Origin of the sequence: Sinomonas notoginsengisoli (genome assembly GCF_021554725.1) — a bacterium.
Taxonomy (GTDB): domain Bacteria; phylum Actinomycetota; class Actinomycetes; order Actinomycetales; family Micrococcaceae; genus Sinomonas; species Sinomonas notoginsengisoli.
Window position 1 is genome coordinate 832,538 of record NZ_JAIZDP010000001.1, and the last position, 15,407, is coordinate 847,944.

The 15,407-nt window shown below is 68.4% G+C and carries 13 protein-coding genes; 3 read left to right on the top strand and 10 right to left on the bottom strand.

Features of this window, described 5'->3' with window-relative positions; all coding sequences use genetic code 11:
- Positions 1-42: 42 nt before the first annotated feature.
- Both LF262_RS03870 and LF262_RS03875 read right to left on the bottom strand, forming a co-directional pair.
- Positions 43-1,353 carry a CpaE/TadZ family protein gene (locus tag LF262_RS03870; RefSeq protein ID WP_235778923.1) on the bottom strand — a complete coding sequence of 437 codons (1,311 nt, stop codon included), beginning with the start codon at positions 1,351-1,353 and terminating at the stop codon, positions 43-45.
- The gene (locus tag LF262_RS03875; RefSeq protein WP_235778924.1) at positions 1,350-1,994 is read right to left on the bottom strand and encodes a hypothetical protein; all 645 of its coding nucleotides are present in this window, start codon (positions 1,992-1,994) and stop codon (positions 1,350-1,352) included. The genes LF262_RS03870 and LF262_RS03875 overlap by 4 nt, the downstream gene beginning before the upstream one ends.
- A gap of 156 nt (positions 1,995-2,150) precedes the next feature.
- Between LF262_RS03875 and LF262_RS03880 the strand changes: the two genes are divergently transcribed.
- Positions 2,151-2,372, top strand: coding sequence for a helix-turn-helix domain-containing protein (locus LF262_RS03880; RefSeq protein ID WP_235778925.1), 222 nt, complete (start codon positions 2,151-2,153; stop codon positions 2,370-2,372).
- Between the two features lie 37 nt (positions 2,373-2,409).
- Here LF262_RS03880 and LF262_RS03885 read toward each other — a convergent pair whose 3' ends face one another.
- The gene (locus tag LF262_RS03885) at positions 2,410-2,961 is read right to left on the bottom strand and encodes a hypothetical protein (protein ID WP_235778926.1); all 552 of its coding nucleotides are present in this window, start codon (positions 2,959-2,961) and stop codon (positions 2,410-2,412) included.
- Positions 2,962-3,134: 173 nt separating this feature from the next.
- Between LF262_RS03885 and LF262_RS03890 the strand changes: the two genes are divergently transcribed.
- On the top strand, positions 3,135-4,145 hold the full coding sequence (locus LF262_RS03890; protein ID WP_235778927.1) for a LysM peptidoglycan-binding domain-containing protein: 1,011 nt from the start codon (positions 3,135-3,137) through the stop codon (positions 4,143-4,145).
- 111 nt (positions 4,146-4,256) lie between these two features.
- Positions 4,257-4,820, top strand: coding sequence for an Rv3235 family protein (locus LF262_RS03895; protein ID WP_235778928.1), 564 nt, complete (start codon positions 4,257-4,259; stop codon positions 4,818-4,820).
- 86 nt (positions 4,821-4,906) lie between these two features.
- On the opposite strand, the gene secA is transcribed toward LF262_RS03895, so the two are convergent.
- The 7 genes from secA to mtrA all read right to left on the bottom strand — a co-directional run bounded on the left by secA (position 4,907) and on the right by mtrA (position 15,365).
- Positions 4,907-7,630 (bottom strand): preprotein translocase subunit SecA, encoded by a 2,724-nt coding sequence (gene secA / locus LF262_RS03900; protein ID WP_235778929.1) that lies wholly within the window; start codon positions 7,628-7,630, stop codon positions 4,907-4,909.
- Between the two features lie 60 nt (positions 7,631-7,690).
- Entirely contained in the window at positions 7,691-8,950 is a 1,260-nt protein-coding gene (locus LF262_RS03905; protein WP_235778930.1) for a winged helix-turn-helix domain-containing protein, read from the bottom strand.
- Positions 8,951-9,073: 123 nt separating this feature from the next.
- A complete protein-coding gene (hpf, locus tag LF262_RS03910; protein WP_235778931.1) occupies positions 9,074-9,796 on the bottom strand; it encodes a ribosome hibernation-promoting factor, HPF/YfiA family in 723 nt (240 codons plus the stop codon).
- A 150-nt stretch (positions 9,797-9,946) separates the two neighbouring features.
- Entirely contained in the window at positions 9,947-10,906 is a 960-nt protein-coding gene (locus LF262_RS03915; protein ID WP_235778932.1) for a ComF family protein, read from the bottom strand.
- Between the two features lie 92 nt (positions 10,907-10,998).
- Positions 10,999-12,717, bottom strand: coding sequence for an LpqB family beta-propeller domain-containing protein (locus LF262_RS03920; protein WP_235778933.1), 1,719 nt, complete (start codon positions 12,715-12,717; stop codon positions 10,999-11,001).
- Positions 12,717-14,648 (bottom strand): MtrAB system histidine kinase MtrB, encoded by a 1,932-nt coding sequence (gene mtrB, locus LF262_RS03925; RefSeq protein ID WP_235778934.1) that lies wholly within the window; start codon positions 14,646-14,648, stop codon positions 12,717-12,719. Before mtrB ends, LF262_RS03920 begins: the two co-directional genes overlap by 1 nt.
- A gap of 42 nt (positions 14,649-14,690) precedes the next feature.
- The gene (gene mtrA, locus LF262_RS03930; protein WP_235778935.1) at positions 14,691-15,365 is read right to left on the bottom strand and encodes an MtrAB system response regulator MtrA; all 675 of its coding nucleotides are present in this window, start codon (positions 15,363-15,365) and stop codon (positions 14,691-14,693) included.
- Positions 15,366-15,407 lie beyond the last annotated feature (42 nt).

The window sequence follows — 15,407 nt, forward strand, 5'->3', positions numbered from 1 at the left end:
CCAGTGAACTTGGCTGCCACCTTGCAGCCCTCCCACCTGAGCCTAACGCGCTGCGCCTGCCCTAGCCTTAGCACGTCGCCCAGTGAATCGTTGATTTCCATGTACAGGCGCACATACGAGCTCGGCGATCCCGTGCCGCAGGCCGGAGTCAGGAGCACACTCAAGCAGCACTTGGCCATTCAGGAGCGCGGCGTCGGCCGAGGCCGGGTCGTGGGGCAGCATGGACCTGATCGGGAGCCCTGGGCCGAACCGATCCCACGCCTCGCGCAAAGCGCGCTCGGGGAACCGGCCGAGCGTCGAGGCACGCACCCGGTTGAACACCACAGCCGGGGAGCAACCCGGCACCGCCTGCTCCAGTTCGGCGAGGCCGCGCACGAGCCTCGGCATTCCGATGGCGTCTGCCGCGCCGACCGCCACCACGCGGTCCGCGAGCTCGAGCGCCCGCAGGGTCGTGCCATTGCGTCGCGGAGCCATCGTGTCGAAACTGAGCTCTTCGTCGGCTTCGAGGCAGAACCCCGCGTCCACCACCACCACCTCGGCCAGCTCACGGCAGCGCGTGAGCACCGCGCCGAAGGCGGCGGCCCGAAGCTCCGGCCAGCGATCGGCACGGGTGAGGCCCGTGAGGACACGGAGCATGCTGCCCCCGGTGACGACCGGCGTCGCGAGACGATCGAGCGCCGCGCGGTCCAGGAGCCCCTGGTCCGCAAGCCTGCAGGCCTGGGCGAGTCCCGCGGAGTCGTCGAGGAGACCCAGCATCCCGGCGATCGACCCCCCGTACGTGTCTGCGTCGATCAGGATGGCACTCCGACCGGAGGCGGCAAGCTCCGCCGCGCAGTTGACCGCGATCGTCGTCCGGCCCGGAGAGCCGATCGGGCCCCATACCACCAGGATCTCCCCCTCCTCCGCGGGTTCGGGAGGGCTCACTTCGGGTTCAGCGTCCCGAGACGTCGCACTCGGGCGCGCCCCGGCGAGTCCAAACGACGACGGACTGGCCCCTGCTTGCCCAGCCACCCCATCCACAGCCTCGCCGATGAGCCGCGCGAGCTCCGACCCGGGCGTAGCCTCTGGGGCGGCCACTACGCCGAGTTCCGTGAGCCGGCTGCGTTCGGCGGCGTCGTCCGTGAGCCCCACGAGTGCTACCCCCACGGCCACGAGCCGATCGGCGAGCGTCGCAGTGATGTCCTGGGTGCCGCCAGCCACGACTGCGGCACGCGCGAGGCCTGTCTGGCAGGCAGCGACGAGCTCTGCCAGCTCCGAGCAGCGCCTCACCACGGTCACAGGCCCATGGAGTCGTTCGAGCGATCCGACAAGCTCCGCCTGCCCGGCGCCGATGGTGACAACGGGAATGCTCATCGCGACCCACCGGCCGGATTCCAGACGAGCGAGACCTTGGCGCTGTTCGCGAGTGCTCCGAGCACTTGGGACAGCTTCGCATCCTCGACCAGGACGAGCACATGGGTCTCCCGGCTGCCGCCGAGCGTGGCAGAGGAGGCCTCGATGTGCGCGATCTCGGCGCCGGGGACGAGGAGTTTGGGCTCCGCGAATCCGTTGCGGCCGTCAGGCTGGGCAACCCAAATGTCCACACGGGTGCCCGCCGTCGCTTCGGTGGGGAGCGCCTGGGTGATGCTGATGGACACGGGCTTCCGGTCCACAGCCCTGGGCTCTCCCAGGCTCGACGCCGGTATAAGGTCTCCCTTGGCCACACGCTGGAGCGCCACCCTGCCGTGGGGCAGCGATCCGGCAGTGAGGTACCTGCCCTCCGCGTCACCGAGCCGGACATCAATTCGCATCAGACGGCTCGGGTCGATGGACTGCCCGACGGCGATGTCATCCTTCGCGGCGTATACGCCGACGGTGCGGTCGGCCGCATCGACGAGGGCAACCACCCCGGCGATCGATGCCAAGACGAGGAGGAGTCCCACGAGCAGACGCGGGTCTTTCCACGACGGTTTCGAGAGCCGGGCACCGGGCGGCGTGTTCTCGGCAGCAGGCATTGCTTCCCCTCCAGTCGCAGGCCGCTGACCGGCCCCCCTGCGCCATTCTGGCCGGAGGTGGGCGTCGACCCAAGTCGGGTCCCGTCAAACAGAGCCAAACTGTGGATAACCGCCTCAATCGACGTCGAAAGCTCCCGAGAGTGGCAGAATGGCTCCATGCCACGCTTCCTGACGCTCGCCGATGTGTGCGAACAGCTCCAGATCAGTCCGGCGCAGGCCTATGCCCTGGTCCGGAGCGGAGAGCTCAAAGCCATTCAAATCGGTGGCCGCAATCAGTGGCGCGTCGAAGACGTGAAGCTCGAGGAGTACATTCAGGCCAGTTATGCCAAGGCCGAGAAGATGCTGGCTGAGAACCGCCGCACCCACTCCGGGAACTGACTCCGCGGCCTTGGAGTCCACTCGTGCCGTAGCAGAGTCAGGTGTCGGAGCGCACAGCAACGAGCGCCCCAAATCGCACCACCACTGAACCGCCCGCAGCGGAACCGAAATCGCCGCGCGCTGGCGTGACCTCGAGGTAGTCCGCCCCGACCGTGTCGATCACGCCGACGACGGCCACCGCTTCGGCACGGCCGCCGTCGATCAGACATGTCACGATTGCCCGGTCCCGCGCGAGAGCGCGAAGACACGACGCGAACGAGGCCGTTCGGCGCACCGTCGAGCCTTCAGCCCGGACCGACCGGGTGAGCCCGTTCACGGTCAGGAGCGCCGCGAAAGGCACCAAGGCGCGGTACCGCGGTGTCTGGAGGATGAACCACGCCTCGGCCACTTGACCCAGCCTGCCATAGAGCCGGACGTCTGCTTTCAGCAGCACATCGACCGGTTGAGTGGTGTGGGCCCTCATCCGGTCCGTGAGCCCCACCGCCCCCTGTTCGGCCCTGACAAACTCGGCCACCTGGGCTTCATGCTCCAGTTGCCCTGCCGAGGCAAGCTGGCCCTCAAGGTCCGCGAACAAGTCGTCCCAGCGCATGGTCTTCACCTTATGAACGCCCGTAGGTATGGGTCAATCTCGGTCATAGACCACCTGAACTGGACATTCGCGCTTTTCTATGACCAAACTGGATTCGTTGTCATCAAACGATATCAAACAGCATCATAAAGTTGTGGAATCCGCAGCGCGGATGAACAGACCGGGGGGTCCGAATGGAGAACACCAGGCATCAGCAGATCGCGGCGGATGCGCTCGTCACCGCGGCCGTCCTCGCGCTGGGTGCGGTACTCGTCCTCGCAGGGAAGGCCCTTGCTGGAAGCGCCGCACCGGGCGGTTCAGGGGACTGGCTTCGCATCGCCCCAGAAACGTTCGACGGCGCAGACGCACCGAGCATCGCCGTCCTCCTCGGGCTTGCCGCGAGCCTGGCCGGCCTCGTGGTCGTCGCCTGGTGGCTCCTCTCGGCGGCGCTCGCGATCACGTCAGCGCTCCTCGCAGCAGCTGGGGCGGCGGGGGCCGCGAGCCGCACGGGAGCGTTCGCCCCTGCCTTCATGCGCCGACTCGCAATGGCCCTGCTCGGGCTTACCCTCGTGACCGCTCCCGCGGCACACTCCGCCGGACTCCCCGACCCCGCCTGGCACCCCGGCGCCTCCGCTCCACACTCTGTCCCGGCAGCTCAACCGGTCAAGTCGAGATCTGACCAGGAACGCTCCGTGGACGAATCCCAACCGTCAACTCAAGCTTCGGCCTCTGGTTCGCCGACCGCATCCGGGCTAAGCCGCGCAGGAACGTCGAGCACAGACGCCCCTCTCCGCACCGGCGAAGCACTCCTCCTCGGAGAGGAACCATCCGAGCCCGGCGGTCCACCTCCGCCCGTCGCTGCCCCGCAGTATTCCCTGCCACCGGGAGGTGTGCAGGCGGCGCCGGCTTCTGGTGCGGTACCGGAAGCTGCATGGGTGCCGACCGCGCCGCTGGCCGCGTCCGATCCGCTGATCCGGCAGCCGGCCCGGGCCGTGGCCGGCGTCGTGGCCGGCGTCGTGGCCGAACCCGTCGAGGTCCGCCCGGGCGACAACCTGTGGACAATCGTGGCCAGGCACCTCGGACCGGGGTCGACCGACCTCGACATCGCGGCGGCCTGGCCGGATTGGTATGAGGCAAATGCAGGAATCATCGGGGACACCCCAGACCTGCTTCAGCCCGGACAGCTTCTGAGCCCACCGCGCTGAGCCTGTCCCCTCCATCCACACACCGCCGGAACCGGCCTCAGACCTCGATTGATTCACCCCCCACGCCCTGCCGCGCTCCCATCGAGCGGCCCCATCAGAAGGATTCGCGCCATGACAGCATTCACCACCGCGACCACAACCCGCGGGACGCAGCCGCTCCCACAGGTCGTCGCAAGCGGGCCACGGACGGCGGATGTGCTTCGCTTCCATCAGCCGACGTCCGTGCCTGCCGCCGATCCCCGACCTCGCACCGCGGGAAGCGCCGCCCTGGCACCTGTACCCGTGCAGCAGCCCCCTCGTCTCCTGCATGCCGTGCCAACGCCTCAGGAGGCGGAGGAGGTCCGGAAGCGCGCGGCAGCCATAGCACGGGCGGCAATGGAGGTTCTCGCTGGCACACGTCCCCTCGCACAGCTCACACCCTGGGTGCACCGCGACATTCTGCCCGTGGTGCAGCTGCGCACTGACCTGTGCCGAGCGGCCCGAACCGGTGAGCGAAAGCTTGCTCCCGTCCATAGGGCCGCGGGAATCAAGGCCGCCCACGTATCCCTGGTGCAGCCAGGTGTCTACGAGGCGGCGATCGTCGTTTCCGACGCCGCCCGTCACCGGGCGGTGGCGCTCCGACTCGAAGCTGTAGGGAGAGGCGGGTGGACAGTCACAGCCCTCGAGATCGGCTGAATGGCGTTCGGATGGACCTCCGGACGGTGCTGGCCCGCCCTTCTGTGCGAGGGGCGGGCCGCTGAGGCCGAAGAGACAGGATCCGGTCAGCGCTTGGAGCGCCGGCCGGGTGCTCCCTTCGACGAGGGCCGCGACTGGCCCTGCTTCTGCCCGGATGGCTTCTGCCCAGATGGCTTCTGGCGGCCCCCGCCACCATTCTGGGACGCCTTGGCCCGCACCTGTTCGAGGTGCGTCTCCGTGGAACCATCCTCGGCGGGAGCCGAGTACTGCAGCTGGGCCGGACGCGCCGAGACCTCCTGCTCGACCTGGGCCACCTCGGCTGGCTGGATCTCGAGGTTGAACAAGAAGCCGACCGACTCCTCTCGGATGCCCTCCATCATGGTCTGGAACATGGCAAAGCCCTCACGCTGGTACTCGACGAGCGGGTCACGCTGTGCCATGGCGCGCAGGCCGATGCCCTCCTTGAGATAGTCCATCTCGTAGAGGTGCTCCTGCCATTTGCGACCGATCACCGATAGCACGACTCGGCGCTCGAGGTCGCGCATCGTGTCGGGCCCGACCTGCGCCTCCCGTTCGGCGTAGATCAGCTTCGCATCCGAGATGATCTCCTCCTTGAGCATCTCGACCGTGACCCGGGGCTTCCCCCCGGCCTCATCGATGACGTCCTGGGGAGTGATCGAGATCGGGAAGATCGTGCGCAGATTCGCCCAGAGCGCGTGGAAGTCCCAGTCGTCGCCGTTGCCCTCGGCAGTAGCCGCGTCGATCATCGCCGTGATCGTGTCCTCAAGGAAGAACTGGACCTTCTCGTGGAGGTCGTCGCCCTCGAGGATGCGCCGTCGGTCGCCGTAGATCGCTTCGCGCTGGCGGTTGAGCACGTCGTCGTACTTGAGGACGTTCTTGCGCTGCTCGGCGTTGCGCCCCTCGACCTGTGCCTGCGCCGATTGGATCGCGCGGGAGACCATCTTCGACTCGAGGGCGGTGTCATCCGCGAGGCTCGACGCCATGAGCCGTTCGGCGCCGCCCGTTCCGAAGAGCCGCATGAGGTCATCGGCGAGCGAGAGGTAGAAGCGGGACTCACCTGGGTCTCCCTGACGGCCAGACCGCCCGCGGAGCTGGTTGTCGATGCGCCGCGACTCGTGCCGCTCGGTGCCCAGGACATATAGGCCGCCGAGCGCGAGGACTTCCTCGTGCTCGGCCTTGACCGCCTCGTTCGCGGACGCGAGGGCGGCAGGCCACGCGGCCTCGTAGTCAGCTGAGTTGGCCTCGGGGTCGAGGCCCTTGGAAGCCAGGTCTGCTACCGCCATGAACTCAGCGTTGCCGCCCAGCATGATGTCCGTGCCGCGGCCGGCCATGTTGGTCGCGACGGTGACGGCCCCCTTGCGGCCCGCCTGGGCCACGATTGCGGCCTCCCGCGCATGGTTCTTCGCGTTGAGCACCTCATGGCGGACCCCAGCCTTTGCGAGCGCCTTGGAGAGGTATTCGCTCTTCTCGACACTCGTAGTGCCCACGAGGACCGGCTGGCCCATCGCGTTGCGACGCGAGATGTCCTTCACCACCGCTTCGAACTTGACGACCTCGTTCTTGTACACGAGGTCGGGCTGGTCGATGCGGGTCATGGGCTTGTTCGTCGGGATGGGCACGACCCCGAGCTTGTACGTGCTCATGAACTCGGCGGCCTCGGTCTCCGCCGTGCCCGTCATGCCCGAAAGCTTCTCGTACAGGCGGAAGTAGTTCTGCAGCGTGACCGTGGCGAGGGTCTGGTTCTCCGCCTTGATCTCCACGCCCTCCTTGGCCTCGATGGCCTGGTGCATGCCCTCGTTGTAGCGGCGGCCCGGGAGGATGCGGCCCGTGTGCTCATCGACGATGAGCACCTCGCCCTCGAGCACCACATAGTCCTTGTCCCGCTTGAAAAGCTCCTTGGCCTTGATGGCGTTGTTGAGGAACCCTATAAGCGGGGTGTTCGCCGATTCGTAGAGGTTGTGGATGCCGAGGTAGTCCTCGACCTTCTCGATGCCGGGCTCGAGCACGCCCACGGTGCGCTTCTTCTCGTCGACCTCGTAGTCGTCCTCTCCGAGGCGCAGCGCGATCTTGGCGAACTCGGAGTACCACCGGTTGGCATCGCCCTGGCCCGGGCCGGAGATGATGAGCGGCGTACGGGCCTCGTCAATGAGGATCGAGTCGACCTCGTCGACGATGGCGAAGTGGTGGCCGCGCTGGACCAGTTCGCTCTGGTCCCACGCCATGTTGTCGCGCAGGTAGTCGAACCCGAACTCGTTGTTCGTGCCGTAGGTGATGCCGGCGTCGTACTGCTTCTTGCGCTCGGCCGGGTCCATGTTCGCGAGGATGCAGCCGCTTGAGATGCCGAGGAAGCGGTATACGCGGCCCATCAGCTCAGACTGGTACTCGGCGAGGTAGTCGTTGACCGTGACAACATGGACGCCCTTGCCGGAGAGCGCATTGAGGTAGGCGGGGGCGGTTGCCACGAGGGTCTTGCCTTCACCGGTTTTCATCTCGGCGATGTTGCCCAGGTGCAGCGCTGCGCCGCCCATGAGCTGGACGTCGAAGTGCCGCATTCCGAGGGTGCGGCCCGCCGCCTCACGGACGGCGGCGAAGGCCTCGGGGAGCAGGTCGTCGAGTTTCTCGCCGTCCTCGTGCCGCTCCCGGAGGCGATCGGTCTCACCCCGGAGCTCCGCGTCGGTGAATCCCTTGAACTCGTCCTCGAGCGCGTTGATGGCGTCCGCGTAGACGCGCAGCTGCTTGAGCGTGCGGCGGTCCCCGGTGCGCAGGAGTTTCTCGAGAAGGTTTGCCACGTGGCTTTCGCTCCCTTGTCAATGGCGTGGGCAGCAGCGGTTCGTGCACTGCGGCGGGATTCAGTCTACGGGAGACACGCGCGGCGACGCCTGCCGGTTCCCCAGCCGGGCACCGTCCGCCACTGCCCTTGCGAGTGCAGAGGCGAGATTCCCGCGCTCGGCAACCCGGACGTCGTCGAGCGTAAGCCAGTCAGCGAGGAGGCGCAGCTCGGCGGCGAGTTCGACGGCGGTGTCCGACGGAGCGTCCGGCTCACCGTGGGCTGCTTGGACAAGGAGCGCCCCAGCCGCGCGGTCCGCCTTGAGGTCGACTCTGGCCACCATGGCGTCCCTCAGGAGAAACGGCAGGACGTAGTAGCCGTACTCGCGTCGCTGCGCTGGCGTGTAGATCTCGATCCGGTAGTGGAAGCGGAACAGTCTCTCGAGCCGCCGCCGCTCGAACACGAGCGAATCGAAGGGGCTGAGGAGCGCACGGCCGGTCGCCGCCCGCGGGATCGCACGGCCTGTACCCATGAAGAGCCGGGCATCCCACCCATCCGCGACGACTGGCTCCACGGCGCCCTCGGCGGCGAGCCGGGAGAGGGCCTCTTCGGTGGCGCGCACTGGAAGACGGAAATAGTCGGCGAAGCACCTGGCGGTGCCGATTCCGTGGGCTTCCACCGCGCGGCGCGTGAGCTCGAGGATGGCCTCGGCACGGTCCTCCGTCCCGTCCCTTGCGAGCCCGCGTGGAAGCACGTGCTGAGTAAGGGCATACCGGCGCTCGAAGGCCGGCGACCGCCCTGCCGCGGCTACCGCGCCCAGTTCGAACAGGTGGCTGACCACGCGCTGCACGGCGTTCCAGTTCCACCCCCACTGATCACTGCGGCGCTCCTCGACATGCCCGAGCCGCTGCGTGAGCTGGGCGGCCGTCAGCGGCCGGCTGGAGGCGAGCACGGAAAGGATCCTCTCGGCGAGCGCGCCACGCACCTCGGGATCCATGCTGTGCGCTCCGGCCCACTTGCGGTGCTGCCAGAGGCGCAGGGCGTCGAAGTGCTGTGGCTCGATGAAGCTCGCCTCGTGCGCCCAGTACTCGAGCATGCGGCGCGGGCTGCGCGAAGAGAGCCGGTCCAGGCCGGCGCGATCATAGGGGCCGAGCCGGGAGAAGAACGGCAGGTAGTGGCTTCGGACGAGAACGTTGACGGAGTCGATCTGCACGACATGGAGGTTCTCGAAGACCTTCACGAGGGAGCGCGCCGTGGCGGGAGCGCTCGGGCGCGGCCTGTGCAGCCCCTGGGCCGCCAGCGCCAGCCGACGTGCCTGCGCGAGGGTGAGCCGCGCCGTCATGCGTTCTGGGTCCCGTCCGCGCGGTGGCCTCGCGCGGGGCCGCGGGATGCCGCAGCGGCGGCCCCCTGAGGGACCGCCGCTGCGGCTGGTGCCTCCACGGATGATGTCGAGGCACAGGGGATGTCAGGGGACAACGGCACCTGCATCGTCCGACCGGTAGGCGTGGATCTGCTCCTCCACCTTCGACGCGCCGGGCTCGCACGCCTGGTCCAGGCTGATGACCCCGTAAGTCCATCCGCGACGCCGGTACACGACGGAGGGTGTGTTCGTGTCCGCGTCGATGAACAGGTAGAAGTCGTGGCCGACGAGCTCCATGTTGTCCACCGCGTCGTCCAGCGTCAGGGTCGTTGCCGGGAAGGCCTTGCGGCGAATCAGCACGGGCGAGTCTCCGGCGGGGATGTCGTTCTCGACCTCGTAGCGCGAAGGAGACTCTGCCTCTTCGGAGACCTCCATGGCACGTTCGGCATAGATTGGCGTGCTGCTGCTCACTACGGGGAGGGAGGCGGTGGCGGTGTTGACCCCTACGGGCGTGTGCTTGCCGTGGTGGACCTTGCGGCGGTCCTTGGCCCGCCGGAGGCGTTCAAGGAGCTTCCCGTACGCGATGTCGAACGCCGCGAACTTGTCCGGAGCTGTGGCCTCGGCCCGTATCACAGGCCCGCGGCCAGTGACCGTGAGCTCGACGGTGAGCTGGTCTGCGCCGGATTTGGCGTTGTTCTGCTTGGAGCACTTGGCGTCCACGCGCTGGACCTTGTCCGCGAGCGCTCCAATTTTCTCGAGCTTCTCGCTCGCGTACTCGCGGAAGCGATCCGACACGGTCAGGTTGCGTCCGCTGATGTTGAACTCCATGGTGCCCTCCAGATATTTGGCGAGGTCAGCCCGATATTGGCGTGGTGGAGCTCCGTCGTCTGACAGCCGAGCCCCTTTCCTGAGCCGCTATCGACAGGTCCTTCTGGCGATGGGACCTACCACTGACGTTAGTGGATCGTGACCATTTATTCATCCCCCGTTGGCCTCCGACCGCTGGATGTCCGCTGGGAGCGTACCCGGAGAGTCGCTGGAAGCGGTTTCGGGAAGGGGCACATACGCGAGCGTGACGACCCCGACGACGACGGCGCCCGCAGCCTCGAGCGCACGGGCCGCCTCCCGGGCGGTAGCGCCGGTCGTGAGCACGTCGTCGACCACGATGCAGTGGCGGCCACGGACGGCGTTGCGCCCTTGGGCCTGTGGCTTTCGGGGCACCCCGCTGCCCTGGCCCAGCACCCTGACTCGGTTGCGCACCTCGAGCGACCCTGCGACCCGTGAGCGTCGCTGGGAACGGCCGAGGCCCTTCTGGGAGCCCTCGCCGGTTCCCAGCACACGGGTCGCGAGGGATGTGGCGTGGTCGCCGAGCCGCTTCGGGCGCGGCTTGAGAGCCTCGACCCACAGTGCCTTCACCGGCAGCCGTCCCTCCCGCCGCACCCGTGCCATGAGCAGCCGCAGCGGGTCGAAGCCGCGTCGGAGATAGGCTGAGCTGCTGGTAGGGACGGGGACCAGTAGGGTGCCGGTGCCGGCGGCGCCCGCTGCCGCCTGCAGCGCTCGACCGAGAGCCGCCGCGAGCTCCTCCGCGAGGGCTGCGCTGCCGTGGGCCTTGAAGGCGAGCACCGCGAGGGAGAGCTCGTTGCGGTATGGCCCCGCCGACACCGCAGGAAGCAGGACCCGGCCGCTGGCCTCGACGAGGGCGGGGGCGTGCGCCTCGACCCTGCCGGGACGGGCCGTAAGAGCCCTGAGCCGCCTCGTGCACGTGGCGCACAGCGGTGTGTCGGGGGCGCCGCACGCGGCGCACTCGACCGGGACGACGAGCCCGAGGAGTTCCCCCGCCGCGGCCGCTATGGCGTCGACGGTCCGGGCTGAGAGGGTCCGGGGGCGTCCGGTATGACGCCCGGGCGCGGAGACCGTCACTGGGCTGCGCTGTTCCATGGCTCGAGTCTGGCCAAGGGCGCGGTCATCTGCGGGCGGCCCTGACACCATGTGGACAACTTCGGCGCCGTCACCGGTACGGCCACCCACGGCTATCCTGCGAAGGACAGTCCCTCAACGCCCTTGCCGAGCTCAGTCCAGGTGGTCCGCGAGAGCATGAAGACCCCGGCGGTGGTCTGCGCGTAGATCTCCTGGTCATCATTCCCGGCCGAGATCGCCTGGATGCCCGACAGCGCCGGGAGCTGGATCGGCTCCCCCTTCTTGAGCGAGACCAGCTCTGGTGCCACCGGATCGGTCGCCGAGAGGCCGGAGACGAGGACCGTCGTGTCGTCCACCCAGACGGCACGGCGCGGCTTCTTCTCAGTGGTCGAGAGGGTGATCGGCGTCGTGAGCTCGCGCGGTGTGCCGTCTGCGGCACGCACCACCCCGGCCAGCTGGAGGGCTGTCGAGCCCCCCTGCGTCGACAGGACGAGCGCGCGGGAGCCGTCCCGCGAGATCCTCAAGTCCTCGACGGTACGTCCGCCGAGCCAGCCCGGTGTGAGGACCGCCTTCGGGACCTCGGCACCCTCGGCCACCCCGGCGGGCTTGTAGGCCTCGACCTCGGTCGCGCCGTTGCCGCCCGGTCCGGCGCTCCAGACCCACCCCGCGGAGCTGACCGAGGGCGGGCTCAGCTGCCTCCGCGAGTCAAGGAGTCGCGGAGCCTGGTTCGGCACCACGGAGTACAGGCCCGGTCCATCACCGATGAAGCCGTAGACCTGCTGCGCCACATCCGCCGCAGGCTCACGCGGTCCGTACTGGGACACGCTTCGCAGCCCGTCGATCCGAGCGGCCTGCCGGTCCCTGTACTGGACGAGTTCGCCACCCGCAATGCCCACCTGCCACGACGGGACCTTGGGGTCCACGACGGGCTCGGGCACGGACTTCCCCGTGGTCGGGTCCTCGAGGGTGACGTCGCTCTGATTCGAACGCAGCGTGACACCCACCACGGAGCTGATGCCCGAGAACGTCCGCCGCAGCTGGTTCCGCATGCGCTGGCGGTCTGTGAAGGACGCATCCCGGAGCTCGGACGTCAGGTCCACTTGCGCAGTGTTGTCAACAATGGGCACCGATTCACGCTCGAGGTGGATGCCCTGTGGGAACGATGTCGCCACAGCGGAGCGGAGATACGGGGCCGGGCCGGCGATGAGCGCGCTCACGAGTGATTTCGCCACGCCGGAGTTGTTGATGAACCAGCGGACGTCCGGCACGAGGGTGGTGAAGCTGAGGTCGTAGAAGTACAGGGCGAACGACTTGTACAGGTCCTTGAAGGTCGCCTCGGGGATCACTGTCCCGTCGGGGAGCTTTGACAGGCGCCACTGGCCGTCCACTTGGGAGAGCGTGACGTCGACGTGCTCCTTCGTCCCGGCCGGGAGCTGCGTCGCGATGCCATCGGCGGCCACCGAGACGGCGAGGTCGAACTCGTACCTGTACTCGTTCTCCCGGCCCGTGGACACCACGGTGGGACTACCGCGGTACACGAGGGTTCGGTTGCTGGGCTTCCACGAGACTGCCTGTGCGGGAGCGAGGAACTGCCGCGCCACCGTGAAGTCGTTCTGGGAGCCGCTGCCTGCGTTGAAGAAGCCTTCAATCGTCGCCTGGGGACTCGCGTTGTCCCGCGGCCCCTGAGGGTTGTACTCGGGCGCGTTGCCGAGGGTCACGGCACTGTCCTTGCTCTTGCCCACGGCACCGGACGTGGGAATCTGCGCGCATCCGGCCAGAGCGGCAAGCGCGAGGACCACGGCGAACAGCACCGTCGGGAGGCTCCGCCGCATCACGGCTCCTCCCTCGTTTGGGCAGCTGAGGAATGGAACGCGCCGAGGACCACGCCACGGGTGGACTGTTCCTTGACGAGCACGACGTCTCCCTCGGCCGGCTCCAGCGCCACGGGCGAGGAGAGGATAGATCCGCCGGAGCGCAGCGGCAGCGTCATGCGGAAGCATGCGCCCTCGCCCCGCTCGCCCCAGGCCTGGAGCCACCCGTTGTGCAGCTTGACGTCCTCGGTGGCGATCGAGAGGCCGAGTCCCGAACCTCCCGTCGTGCGGGCCCGTGCCGGATCGGCGCGCCAGAAACGGTCGAAGACGCGGGCTGCCTCACCTTGAGTCATCCCGATGCCATGGTCGCGCACAGCGACCCCGACGGCGTCTGCATTGGCCGCGACAAAGATCTCCACGGGGCGGCCCTCGCCGTGTTCAAGCGCATTGAGGAGGAGATTGCGGAGCACGCGCTCGATCCGCCGATCGTCCATGTCGACCACGATGCTCGGCGTGCGGGCGTAGAGCCGGACCTCGGAGCCGCAGGCCGCGGCGATCGGGGCCGCTGTGTCGATGACCGAGCGGAGCACGGGCACGAGATCGGTCGGCTCGGCATCGAGCACTGCCGCGCCCGCGTCGAAGCGCGAGATCTCGAGCAGGTCGTTCAGGAGCGCCTGGAAGCGCTCCACTTGGTTGTAGAGCAACTCGGCCGAGCGCTTGGTGATCGGGTTGAACTCGTCGCGCGCGTCGTAGAGGACCTCCGCGGCCATCCGCACCGTGGTCAGCGGGGTGCGCAGCTCGTGGCTCACGTCGGAGACGAAGCGCTGCTGCATGTGGGACAGGTTCGCGAGTGCGGTGATCTGCTCCTGGAGGTTCGCGGCCATGTGGTTGAAGGACGCCCCGAGGCGCGCCACCTCGTCCTCCCCCTCGACGGCCATGCGCTCCTCGAGCTGGCCGGCGGCGAGCTTCTCCGATACGGCCGCGGCGTGGCTCACCGGGGACACGACCCCGCGCGTGACGACCCAGGTGATCGCGCCGATGAGCAGCAGGAGGAAGACGCCACCGAACCACAGCACGTTCTGCATGTCGTCCAGGGTCGCCTGGGCGGACTCGATGTCGTAGATGAGGTACAGCTCGTAGACCGTCCCGCCGAAGCTCACCTTGTTGCCCACCGCGATCGCGGGATGCATCCGGTTGTCCACGGTGAGCGGTATGGACTGCCAGTACTGCTCCTGCTCCGAGTGCTGGACCGCATCTCGGAGGGAGGGGGGGATGTCATTCTCGGTGCGCAGGTAGGACGCGCGTGAGTCGACCCAGCGGTTGCGCGGCTGGTCCTGGTTCGGCACGGCGAGGAACACGTACTGGCGCGGCGTGCCCGATTCGCGGGCCTCGAGCTGGTTGAGGGTGTCGTTGACGAGCTTGAGGACGCCCTGCTGGTCGGTCACCTGCGCGCCGTCGAACGTCTCCTGGACCTGCTGGACGGACTGCCGGGTCTGCACCTCGGCCTGGGCCAGGCGCTCCTGGAAGAGGTTGTTCGCGATCTGGTTGGACAGGTATGCGCCGACTGCAAGGAAGGAGACGAAGGTGAGCACAAGCGTGATGAGCACGGTGCGGAACTGCAGGGACCGGCGCCAGCGGCGGGTGAACGCACGCTGCACGGACACGAGGGCTGGCCCGATCCCGGCCAGGGTGCGGGCCGCAGTCCGACGAGTGCGGTAGAGGATGACGCGGGCACGCTTGAGGGCGATCCGGGCCCGGTCCCGGGGCTTCTCGCGCCGCGCCCACCGCCGAGCGAGCGCACGGCCCAGCCGGAGCCGCGCCTCCGTTCGGCGCAGCAGCGCGCGCACGACGGCGCCCACCTCCTGGCGCTGGCGGGAGGCGTTCCGTGCGGGGTCGCCACCGCCCTCCGGGCGCAGGCCCGGTGGGGTGCGGTGGTCCTGCTCAGTGGCCATAGGTCTTCGTTCTGGCGTCGTCGCCGCTTTCGGGCAGCCGGGCTAGCTGCCGGCCTTGTACCCGACGCCGCGGACGGTGAGCACGACTTCGGGCGCCTCGGGATCGCGTTCGACCTTGGAGCGCAGGCGCTGGACATGGACGTTCACGAGCCGGGTGTCGGCGGCATGCCGGTAGCCCCACACCTGCTCGAGGAGGAGCTCGCGCGTGAAGACCTGCCACGGCTTGCGCGCGAGCGCCACGAGGAGGTCGAACTCGAGCGGGGTCAGCGAGATGTACTCCTCGCCGCGCCTCACCGTGTGCCCGGCGACATCGATCGTGATCTCGCCGATGCGCAGGGTCTCAGGCGCCTTGGTCTCGCCCGGCCGCAGGCGTGCCCGCACCCGGGCCACCAGTTCAGCCGGCTTGAACGGCTTCGGCACGTAGTCATCGGCCCCGGACTCAAGCCCGCGGACCACATCCGTGGTGTCCGCCTTCGCTGTCAACATGACGATCGGCACGTCCGACTCCGCACGGATCTGGCGGCACACCTCGATGCCGTCGAGGCCGGGGAGCATGAGGTCGAGCAGGATGAGGTCCGGCTTCTGCGCGCGGAAGACGTCCGGTGCCTGTGCGCCGTCAGCGCAGAACACGGGCTCGAACCCGTCGTTGCGCAGGACGATGCCGATCATCTCGGCCAGGGCCTCGTCGTCGTCGACGACCAGAATGCGTGCCTTCATACCTTCAACTCTCCCCCAACTTCCGGCCGATTATGGGTATTC

Bases quoted from the DNA above. Each gene is read 5' to 3' on its own strand.
- LF262_RS03870 (WP_235778923.1), bottom strand. From the start codon at position 1,353: ATGAGCATTCCCGTTGTCACCATCGGCGCCGGGCAGGCGGAGCTTGTC.
- LF262_RS03875 (WP_235778924.1), bottom strand. From the start codon at position 1,994: ATGCCTGCTGCCGAGAACACGCCGCCCGGTGCCCGGCTCTCGAAACCG.
- LF262_RS03880 (WP_235778925.1), top strand. From the start codon at position 2,151: ATGCCACGCTTCCTGACGCTCGCCGATGTGTGCGAACAGCTCCAGATC.
- LF262_RS03885 (WP_235778926.1), bottom strand. From the start codon at position 2,961: ATGCGCTGGGACGACTTGTTCGCGGACCTTGAGGGCCAGCTTGCCTCG.
- LF262_RS03890 (WP_235778927.1), top strand. From the start codon at position 3,135: ATGGAGAACACCAGGCATCAGCAGATCGCGGCGGATGCGCTCGTCACC.
- LF262_RS03895 (WP_235778928.1), top strand. From the start codon at position 4,257: ATGACAGCATTCACCACCGCGACCACAACCCGCGGGACGCAGCCGCTC.
- LF262_RS03905 (WP_235778930.1), bottom strand. From the start codon at position 8,950: ATGACGGCGCGGCTCACCCTCGCGCAGGCACGTCGGCTGGCGCTGGCG.
- hpf (WP_235778931.1), bottom strand. From the start codon at position 9,796: ATGGAGTTCAACATCAGCGGACGCAACCTGACCGTGTCGGATCGCTTC.
- LF262_RS03915 (WP_235778932.1), bottom strand. From the start codon at position 10,906: ATGGAACAGCGCAGCCCAGTGACGGTCTCCGCGCCCGGGCGTCATACC.
- LF262_RS03920 (WP_235778933.1), bottom strand. From the start codon at position 12,717: ATGCGGCGGAGCCTCCCGACGGTGCTGTTCGCCGTGGTCCTCGCGCTT.
- mtrB (WP_235778934.1), bottom strand. From the start codon at position 14,648: ATGGCCACTGAGCAGGACCACCGCACCCCACCGGGCCTGCGCCCGGAG.
- mtrA (WP_235778935.1), bottom strand. From the start codon at position 15,365: ATGAAGGCACGCATTCTGGTCGTCGACGACGACGAGGCCCTGGCCGAG.